The sequence below is a fragment of the Segetibacter koreensis DSM 18137 genome (assembly GCF_000374045.1).
GTDB classification, from domain to species: domain Bacteria; phylum Bacteroidota; class Bacteroidia; order Chitinophagales; family Chitinophagaceae; genus Segetibacter; species Segetibacter koreensis.
The window spans coordinates 384824-394918 of sequence record NZ_KB893337.1 but is presented as its reverse complement, the minus strand read 5'-3'; the positions used below and the strand labels follow the sequence as shown (position 1 = coordinate 394918).

10 protein-coding genes are annotated in these 10095 nt (G+C 37.6%); 6 read left to right on the top strand and 4 right to left on the bottom strand.

The window, feature by feature from the left end:
* Window positions 1-168: 168 nt before the first annotated feature.
* The 3 genes from B154_RS0118260 to B154_RS0118250 are packed head-to-tail and all read right to left on the bottom strand — an operon-like array spanning window position 169 to window position 1888.
* Complete coding sequence (locus B154_RS0118260; RefSeq protein ID WP_018615759.1) at window positions 169-1029, bottom strand: IS3 family transposase; 861 nt, start codon at window positions 1027-1029, stop codon at window positions 169-171.
* 44 nt (window positions 1030-1073) lie between these two features.
* A complete protein-coding gene (locus B154_RS29000; protein WP_018615758.1) occupies window positions 1074-1436 on the bottom strand; it encodes a hypothetical protein in 363 nt (120 codons plus the stop codon).
* Between the two features lie 53 nt (window positions 1437-1489).
* Complete coding sequence (locus B154_RS0118250) at window positions 1490-1888, bottom strand: hypothetical protein (protein WP_018615757.1); 399 nt, start codon at window positions 1886-1888, stop codon at window positions 1490-1492.
* Window positions 1889-2210: 322 nt separating this feature from the next.
* Here B154_RS0118250 and B154_RS30870 point away from each other — a divergent pair, with 322 nt between their 5' ends.
* The 6 genes from B154_RS30870 (at window position 2211) to B154_RS0118215 (ending at window position 7373) form a co-directional block, all read left to right on the top strand.
* The gene (locus tag B154_RS30870; protein WP_018615756.1) at window positions 2211-3290 is read left to right on the top strand and encodes an XRE family transcriptional regulator; all 1080 of its coding nucleotides are present in this window, start codon (window positions 2211-2213) and stop codon (window positions 3288-3290) included.
* 1 nt (window position 3291) lies between these two features.
* Window positions 3292-3708 (top strand): hypothetical protein, encoded by a 417-nt coding sequence (locus tag B154_RS0118240; protein WP_018615755.1) that lies wholly within the window; start codon window positions 3292-3294, stop codon window positions 3706-3708.
* A gap of 248 nt (window positions 3709-3956) precedes the next feature.
* Window positions 3957-4643, top strand: coding sequence for a multiubiquitin domain-containing protein (locus B154_RS0118235; protein ID WP_018615754.1), 687 nt, complete (start codon window positions 3957-3959; stop codon window positions 4641-4643).
* Window positions 4618-5796 carry a ThiF family adenylyltransferase gene (locus B154_RS0118230; RefSeq protein WP_018615753.1) on the top strand — a complete coding sequence of 393 codons (1179 nt, stop codon included), beginning with the start codon at window positions 4618-4620 and terminating at the stop codon, window positions 5794-5796. Before B154_RS0118235 ends, B154_RS0118230 begins: the two co-directional genes overlap by 26 nt.
* On the top strand, window positions 5777-6172 hold the full coding sequence (locus B154_RS0118225; protein ID WP_018615751.1) for a ubiquitination-like system serine protease family protein: 396 nt from the start codon (window positions 5777-5779) through the stop codon (window positions 6170-6172). The genes B154_RS0118230 and B154_RS0118225 overlap by 20 nt, the downstream gene beginning before the upstream one ends.
* Before the next feature lie 613 nt (window positions 6173-6785).
* Complete coding sequence (locus tag B154_RS0118215; protein ID WP_018615748.1) at window positions 6786-7373, top strand: hypothetical protein; 588 nt, start codon at window positions 6786-6788, stop codon at window positions 7371-7373.
* A 723-nt stretch (window positions 7374-8096) separates the two neighbouring features.
* On the opposite strand, the gene mobC is transcribed toward B154_RS0118215, so the two are convergent.
* Window positions 8097-10085 (bottom strand): conjugal transfer protein MobC, encoded by a 1989-nt coding sequence (gene mobC, locus B154_RS0118210; RefSeq protein WP_018615747.1) that lies wholly within the window; start codon window positions 10083-10085, stop codon window positions 8097-8099.
* Window positions 10086-10095: the final 10 nt, after the last annotated feature.

Genomic DNA, 10095 nt, shown 5'->3' with positions numbered 1-10095 from the left:
TGACCCGTCCTGAAAAAAGTTGTCTCTTTTAGGGTGTAAATCCTGCTATTGGTTGTCTAAGATAATACATCCTGAAATAGGTTTAGTTTTTGGTGACTGTTGTGCGGTGGCAAAAAACATTTGCGGTTGCTCCCAAAGCTATAGCTAATGTTTTTTTGCGTTGGCCTGTTATGGTTCCTGCATACTTACCTCCTTCTTTTTTAGGGGTTGATAATAGTTTTTCCATCGCTTTATTTGTGGGCCTTGTTGCTTGTGCACATTGCCTGGTATTTGCCAGTTAAGACTGCTATGTCTTCGTTTATAATTATAGATAAGGATGGATCGGTTAATATGAGCCGCGGCCTGATCAATGGTGTCGTAACAGGGGCTTAGAAGTTCAGATTTTAAGATGCCATTTACTCTTTCTGCTATCGCATTTTCATATGGGTCTCCGTTTTGTGTCATGCTTATATGTGCATAATGATCGTGCAGTAATTGTACATAAGCTTTACTGCAATATTGCATGCCCCTATCGCTGTGATGTATTACTATTCTGTCTGCAGGTTTTTGATCTAAAGCTTTTTTTAAAGCAATGATTGCGCTGCTTACTTTCATATCATCGCTTACATAATGACCTACTATTTTTCTTGAGTAGGCATCGGTAATAAGAAAGAGGTAAGCAAAGCGGTTTTTAAGAGGTATATAAGTGATGTCGGCTACCCAAAGTTCATGTGCCTTTAATGGCGTGAAATCCTTTACCATATTGGGATATCGGTAAAAGAAGTGCTTGCTGTCGGTGGTGTATACACTGCGTTTTGTCTTACGTACCAGCAGCTTGTTTTTTTGTAGCAATAAGAAGAATTTATCTCTTCCCATAACTATGCAATGCTGCTTTAAAAACGGCTGCAGCATTATATACAACTTGCGACCTCCACAACGCGGCTGATGCTTTCTTATAACATCAATTTGAGCAATTATTATCTGCTCCTCAGATAGGTGCTGTAATGTTCTTTTTTGTTTCTTATGATATGCCTGAACAGAAAATCCCAACAGTCGGCAAATTGCTTGCAGACTATAATTTGGCTTTACCTTTTTTACTTCGAGGACTGCTGGGTACCAGGCTTTTTTCTGATTGAAATTTCAAGCTGTTTTTCTGCCACATCTATGAGCTTATCTAATACTTCGGCGCGCAGTTCCTGGTGTTTTAGTTGCTTTTCAAGAGAAGCTATTTTATCAAGCAAGGCTGCATGATTTGCATCGGCTTCTCTCTGCTTTCTCTTCATCGGACTAATGTAATGCTTCTGCTGCAAATTGGTCTTAGGCAAATTGTGAACGCCTTGATATACCTGTACCCAATTACAAATCGTTGTTCTGCTTACACCATACTTTTCCTGCAGCTTTCGGTAGCCACAACGGGTGTTTAAATACTCCTGAATAATCTGATCTTTCAGCTCCATTTTTAGGTCGTTTTACAGACAACCTATTTCAGGACGAGACAAAGTTTCCCTGGTTAATCTACGTCAACCCAATACACATCTGTATCGTTGCGTTTGATATTTTCAAATTTAAAACCTCCTAATTCAGGTATATCTTCTACCAGGTCAAATAAAAGGCAATTCTTATCGAGCCCTTCAAAAACTAGGGTGAAAACATGCCCTTCATCTACTATTTTCCATTTTGGATAAGGAGCAATATTGTAAGCGTGTAGTAATTTCTTCCTGTCGCTGTTGTCCTGAACAAGGAAAGTAGTTGGCCAGATCCTGATAGCAGTGGGAAATTCATAATCTCCCGAAAGACGACAATGCACGATAGTAGATTTTTCCAATGAAACTTCTGCCTGAACCCTGAAGTCGATTTCCGGTTTGAACTTAGGCTTTTGTATTTTAATTGCAGGCGGCGCCTCTATCATCTTATTTCTAATTATAAAGCAATATTAATTATTAGCGAGGAAATGGATTGATGACGACTTGGATCTACGATGATTGTGAAAGGAAGTATGATATAAAGGAGGCTTAAGTAGGACTTTTTTTGTAGCCGGCATTTGTGCTGCTATTAAACATCGTTGTGTCACTCCCTTGTACTTGTAGATAGTAACATCAACAGAAAGGACAATAGTTCCTTCTCCATGCTTTTATATTTAGTCACCGTGCCTTTGCTCGTATCCGTAACCTGAAAAAATAAATTTTGTTTTTCCAGGTTACTTTTCTATATTTGTTGTATCAAAAAGAAATATGAAGAATTCATTTGCACAGAAACTTAAACAACTCAGAGAGAAAAAGAATTTCTCGTTACAGGAGCTTGCTGAAGAAGTAGGGGTTGCAAAACAATCGATTCATAAGTTCGAAAACGGTGTCGTTTCACCAAGCAGTGAAACCTTACTTAAGCTTGCTGACGTATTAAATGTTCCTTTTTCCTTCTTTTACGAAAACGATGAAAAGTTTTCAATCAAGTTCCAAAACATTAAGTTCCGGGAGAAGCATAAGATAGTAAATCCAGAATTTGAAAAAGAATTAAAGGAGGAAGTAAGTCGGTACCTGTCCAAATTTTTGGAAGTTTCTGAGATTGTCGAGGAACGACAAGTGTTCGATAATCCGGTAAAAGACCTTAAGATTCATGGCCAAAAGGACGTAGAAAAGGCCGCTAAATTAGTTCGGAAAAAGTGGAAAATTGGAAACGCGCCAATCACAGACGTCGTAGAAACGTTAGAGAGTCAAGGTGTCTTTGTTGTAGAGGTCACGAGGTACGAAGACTTTACGGGCCTAAGCGCAATGGCAAACGATGCGTTACCAGTAGTCGTTCTCAATGAGAACTGTCTTACAATTGAAAGGAAAAGGTTTACTGCATTGCATGAGCTTGGGCACATCGTATTAGAACTTCCTCCTGATACCACTGATACAAAAATTGAATGGTTCTGTGATTCTTTCGCTGGTGCAGTTTTACTTGTAGATGATGTATTATATAATGAGTTAGGTAAAAACCGTACGATAATTACACTTGCGGAATTGAAAAGTATCAAAGAATTATACGGAATATCTATTCAAGCAATAATAATGAGGGCTTTTAATTCCAACTTCATCAACCAAGAAACTTATAAATGTTGGTGGACATCATATAAGGAATGGAACGGTAAAGAACCCTCTAAGGAGTTCGGCCAATATAGGTCAAATGAGAAGGCCAGCCGATTTCAAAAGCTCTTGGTTAAGGCTGTTGTGGAGAAAAGACTTTCTATTGGCAAGGCAGCAGAGTTGGGTGACCGAAAAATTGACCTGTTTAGAAGAGAGATTGAAGAACTAAAATTTAGCGTCAATTAAGATGTATGTAGTAAACGATATCGAACTGTTAGAGCGACTCCACAAGCATAAGATACTTGTCCATCTTATTCAATGTTGTTCGATAACGGTATCGGGACTTAGACTACATCACTACAGTTCAAGAGTTCGTCAAATTATTGAGGCTTCAGATCATGTGGAAATTGTTCACTTTGAAATGAACGATTTTGACGATTGGGCGAAAGGCAAAAAGAAAATCCTATCATTGACCGATTTAAGCTCTTTATACGTGGCGCTCTCTAAACAAGGCGCCATTTTAGCTTCTTCCGAAGAAGATCATTTTTTAGTAGAAGAGGCTAAGAAATGCTTTGTCACGTCGGTTCCATTCGATCAACTATTTCTGACATTAATAAAAGATCAAAGGATAATTCAATTATATAACCTAATAAAAGCAGCATAATAGCCGATAAAAAATAAAAAACCCAATCAAACTGTTGACGCAGTCGACTGGGGTATACAGGGATTAAAGTTTTCGCGGACTTCGTTCAAGGCTTATCACCTTGAAATTCCCCCTTGTTCAATAACAAAGTAAGTGATTTTTATTAGAACTTACAAATGTCATTGAGCGCTTCCTGTCTGGGCTGATGCAACCTCTCGCTGCCCGAAAAAAAGTTGAGGCATTTTATCATTTTCCAAAAACAATAAAAAATGGAAAATATAAGCTCAGTGGCCAAAGGTCACAAAACATTACCATTCTCTGCTGAAGGAAAGCAATTCGAATGGAATGATCAGTACATTACAGGTTTGCAAGTAAAACAAGCTGCAAATCTTCCCCTTGATGGAGAATTATATCTTTCGATATCAGAACCGTGGAAAGATGAGCCCGTTAACGATGGGGATTTGGTTGACTTAGCTCGTCCAGGACTCGAGCAGTTCTTTATTAAGCAGAAGCTTAAGTACACGATCAACTGCCAGGAGTTCGAAACAAACAAGCAGTACATCAAAGGTGGTGATATACGGCGGCAAGGCGCAATTTCTGCTGACGATGAAATCTTTCTCTCTATTAAAGGCCCATGGGAGGATGAATTAATTAAAGATGAACAGTTCGTCGACCTTGCCAGACCCGGAATTGAAAATTTCTTCTCTAAGGAAAAACTTGTGCAAGTTGTTCTAATTGTTAACGGCAGAGAGAAGTCTTGGGTAGAAAAGACTATAACTTTTGACCAAGTAGCATCACTCGCATTTGGTGTTCAAAACAGCAATCCGAATACCATTTATACAGTAACCTATGCCAAGGGACCAAAGGAAAATCCGGAAGGCAGCATGGTAAAAGGTGACAAAATTATTGTTAAACATAAAATGGTATTCAATGTCACAGCAACTAATAAATCATAGTAAAGACCTCAAAAAATTGAGGGATGAAGGTTTTGCAATACAGGTAAAAGGTGGATACTTAGTTATCCACCATATACCTTATGTAAACACTCAGAAGGAAGTCAAGCGAGGCATTTTGGTAAGCCAATTGAATTTGGTGAATAATTCAACGACAGCAAAGCCTAATACTCATGTGATGTTTTTTATCGGCGACCAGCCTTGCGACAAAGATGGAAACATCATTACTGCAATTCAGCATGGTGTCGGAGAGCAGAAGCTGTTAGATGGGTTCACAGTCAATCGCTCGTTCTCTAATAAACCTGCAAATGGATATGCCGACTTTTATGAAAAGGTAACTACCTATGCCCGGATAATCACTGCACCTGCTAAATCTTTGGACGCATCACTTACGGAAAAAACGTTCGATGTCATAGCAGATGATGACGCAGAAACTGTGTTTAGCTATGTAGACACTAATTCAAGTAGAGCCAATGTTGCTCACATTAATTCCAAGTTCCTTGAACAAAGAATAGCTATCATAGGTATGGGTGGTACAGGTGCTTATATTCTCGATTTGGTGGCAAAGGCGCCGGTTAAGGATATACATACCTACGACGGCGATGAGTTCTTACAGCACAATGCCTTTAGGTCACCGGGGGCAGCGTCCCTCGAGCACCTCAACAAGAAGATGAAAAAGGTAAGCTACTATGCTGAAATGTACTTAAAGCTCCACAAAGGAATTAAGGAACACGCTTACTACATCACCGATACCAACCTAACAGAGCTTGACGCGATGTCCTACGTTTTCATTTGCGTCGATAACGATGTAGCAAGGAGAATGATTATTCAGCATTTATTGAAGGTTAAGATCCCATTCATCGATGTAGGACTTGGAGTAAATATTGCAAATGAGCAGCTTGTTGGAACCATCAGGGTTACAACGGGCACTGTTCACAAAAACGACCATCTTTCAAATCGGATATCTTTTGAGGAAGATGAAAATAATGAGTATTCCACTAATGTTCAGATTGCCGACCTCAACTGCTTAAATGCAGTAATGGCTGTAATGAAGTGGAAAAAATTGAGTGGCTTTTATCAGGATTTGCGGGAAGAGCACCATTCATCTTATTCAATCAATGTAGCACAATTACAGAATGAAGACACTACAGCATAAATTTGTGGAAGTAATTCCTGAAAATGTAGGAGAAGGTTTTTTGTATATCTCACTTCGATACTGCACAGCTATACACAAATGTGTGTGTGGCTGTGGTAATGAAGTTGTTACACCAATATCGCCAACAGATTGGAAGCTTACTTTCGACGGTGACACCATTACACTCTACCCTTCAATTGGCAATTGGAACTTCAAGTGCCGAAGTCATTATTGGATTACTAACAGCGCTATAAGACATGCGCCGAAGTGGACAATAGGGGAAGTAGAATCTGGAAGGCAAGCTGAGAAGAAGGATAAAATTCGATACTACAAACAGAAGAAAAAAGGGAAGTGGAGGAGTTTTTTTAGGAGATGGGTCGCTCCCGTTTTATGTTAATTAAATACAAGGGGATTTTTCTCCTATCACTTTAACTTCTTGGAAGGTAGTCCGAAACAAGTCAGTTCTTAAATCACCATTACAAAGCCTGCATCTTAATTGTCCTGCTTCATTAGTGTCTAAGAACTGAAACTGGACTTTTAAACCACCATGATAGATAATTTCATACCAAAACCCAGAAGTAAATGTCATACTGTTATATTTTAAAATAATAGGCTCAAAGGTACTTTACTTCCCTTTAAATACGAATTGTACAACTCTAATACGTCTTTTCCAATTGATAAGCGAGTATTAATAACGGCTTCCAACCCCGACTGATGTTCTTAAGCATTAGAGGTTAATAGTTGAAGTAATCCATCGTGATATTCGAAAGACGAAGTAATGGCTCTGGTGGCTGAAATTGCCCAGCAACGGAATAAGTGAGTGATACAACAATATTTAACAGTAGTACCTTCAGCCCTCCTGCTCTTCCTGGTTCCGTGCAGGATAAGATAGAATCTCGACGCGCAATTGAAATATCGACGTATGCAATTCTTAGTCGACGTGAGCAGGTCGATCGATGTATTAATTCATTCCACAAGCTTGGTGGTATATTCACTTAAATTTTTCTCTTATGACACCAGAACATTTAGCTAATAAAATAATCTTTTTTGACACTAATTGCTACCGGTTTTTAACAAGGACTGATGCTTCCTCGATGAAAAGCAATCTTGCTAAAATGAAACAGAAGGAAAAGGAAAACGGCATTCAGGTTCATTTAACCTATTTGGTAGCTTCAGAATTATTTACACATTTAGCCGATCCCATAGAAAATCAAAACTATCAGGAATGTAAAAAAGCATTATCAATTGCAATTGAACATGTAGATAAGGATTATAAAAACTTTGACCTTAATCCTGAATATGAATTTTATCGCTTTTTGTTTTCAACATTACCTGAAAAGGAAAGAGAAAGAGACTTTAGTTTATTCAGTGCAATTCTTAAAATAGATGAAAGTGGTTACAATGATAAGTATATAAAAGAAAATAACGGTTCATTTGAACAGACAAAAGAGTACATCCAAACCCAAAAAGACTCTTGGCTTCAACTTATGTTTGACCGCTTCATAAAGAAATATGACCCGGAAAGTAAAGGTTGGAAAGTGTTCGAAAACGATGAACAAAAAAAAGCTGTAGTTTTAAAAGAAATAATTACCGCATAGGGTATTGTACCTGGTAAAGCATGATAATAGATGAACTTAATCTTATATCGACCACAAAGTCGCCCTCGTTCTATACAATTTTGACTGTTGCTGATGTGAAAGTGATTTAAATTGATATAGGTCCTACTGCATGTGGCTACATTATTAAATTAAAATCTCAATAAATTTATCGCTTTATGGAAAGAGTCCTTAAAATAATTTTTTATTGCTGCTTCGCTTGGATAATGTTTGTTGCATTATTGGTCAATAATTAATCTTGTTGTAGGAGCTAAATTTGGCTAGTTTTGGATATTGAAGTATTTCAATAACTGGTTCACTTATTCTTGTTGCACTTTAGTCCTTGCTACGTTAGCGGGAAGTTACTTTTTAGGAAAACTAAGTAAACCCAAATAAGAACTTTAAAAATTTTCAACCATAACTCAGGGTGTAACAGTGCTTCTTGTGTGCTGGCATTTTGAAACGAGGCAGAGCTGTACAAAAAGAAATACTCCGAAAGAAGGTTTAAGAACGCATTGATTGACACTGCAGATATGTTGGGGTATGTCCTACATGAAATGAAGAACATTACGCATTTGCTATAAGGTTATCATGTCAAGATTCAAAGAGATTAAAGTCCATACTGCTCCCGACACTAATTCAACCCACAATGCTATCCTCTTTACTTCTAGTTCTAAATCAAGTACCCTTGCTTTAAAGATGCTCCGCAGGTTAAAGATGTTTGCCTTACAAATTTTTTTTAACCACCAAATGTTCCAATCCTGGATCATTCAAAATCCTCTCCATTTCTGAATTAATTATATCCTGCACATCTTGTTTGATTTGCAGATAATTTTTTTGGACTATTGTATTGTCAACCTTTCTTACAGCCGGTATTTGCTTATATTTATTCTGTTCATTTTTCAAAGCCTCATGGTCATTTAAAATCTGGCAATGGAAAGCTTTTAAGTCTATTTTTTCCAAAGGGTCATCAGCAACCATCCCGACAAATTCACCGGAACTTAATGATGAGATTTTCGATGGCGGAATAGCGGATTCCAACTGTGTTGAAAGGCTTACAGAAGTATCAGTGCTGTTAATAGAATAACTTGCTCTATCCTGCATGATCTTCCCAAATCTTTCAGAAAGCTGTTTGGCTGTTTCTCCCATTACCTGTCCACTTATTAGGTTCCCTGTTATATTCATGATAACATCTGCTTGCTCTCTACCATAATCTTTTCTTAGCTGACTAAAGTCTTGAACTCCTAAAGTGGTTGCCACTTTATTGCTTCGCGCTGTTGCGATGAGGCTATCGATGTTGTTTAAATAAATGGTTGGAAATTCGTCAAATATCAGACTGCTTTTCAGCTTTCCTTTTTTGTTTACCAGCTTTACTAAACGTGTGACAAAAAGCGATAAAACTGCTCCATAAATTTGTATTTTTTGCGGGTTGTTTCCCATGCAAACAATTTTTGGCTGCTCTGGATTATTAATGTCAAGTGTAAAATCATTTGCTGATAACACATAGTACAATTGAGGTGATGAAAGTCTTGCCATTGCCGTCTTCGTTGTTGCAATTTGACCTTCTAACTGTTCCATTACATTGTTTACATAAGCAGTAATAAAAGGATTGACTAACACTTCAATTTCCTTCTCTGTACCTAATACTGAAAATAACGGCTCATAATCCACTTGCATTAGTTCCATTACGTGAGGTAAAGAGCAGTATTCACCGCCCTTGTAATTACGTAAAAACCATATTATGGCGGTAAGAAAGTTGATGGATGATTCAACAAAAAAATCACCTTGTTTTTTAATCCACTCCCGGTTTAATCCCAATAAAATAGTGCGTGCAGATTCTGCCGCATCAGTAATGTCTTCCATTGTTTCATGTCCTAACGGGTTGCATCTGTGGCTTCGTGATAAATCATCAAAATTGATAACAAAAAATTGAGGCGGAATAGGGTAGGAGTGCCTATGTTTAAGATAAGTATTGTAAGCGATGCAGGATAAATCGTCGTACTTGAAATCATAAACAAACATGGCGAAGCCCTTGACAATATGTTGGGTAATAACATGACGAATTACGAAGTAGGATTTACCTGATCCGGGAGATCCCAGGACAAGTAAACCTCTAAAGGGATTAGTAATATTTATCCAGCTTTTACGCGTCTTCCCTCTCATATTGTAGATCGCTGGAAGGTTGATAGAATAATCATTTTTTATCCGCCTTTCTTCTTGTGGAAAAGTTTCGTTTTCTTTATTGAAGATGTCTTTATTTTGTAATTGAAATTGAATGACACGCGATAGCAAAGAGCCACCGGTAAGCATTAATATGAAACCTGCGATGGTAATACTGATGTAAAGGACAGCTACTATTTCCATCTCCATTTTCATCAGTAATAACAGGCAACTTAAGAAGTAAATAATCAGACCGACTATGATAAAATATAAACCTTTTTTATAGTTTATCTTTTGGTCCTTCCTTCCGCTGGATCCCAATAAGGAGATAAATAAAAACCCAAGTGCTATTAATTTAGATTTGTGAAAGTTGTTGAAGATGCCTGCGTTGGCAATATTTGTTAGAATTTTATCTGTTAATGGTGCTGTTAGTTGCCACATTTGAAAAGCTAAATAGCAATAATAATAAAAATGTAATCCTAATAATGCCATGCTTACTAGCCTTGTCATATCAAGTATTTTCCTTAGTCCCTGTTCGTCTTCACCGATACGCATTTTTTAAAAT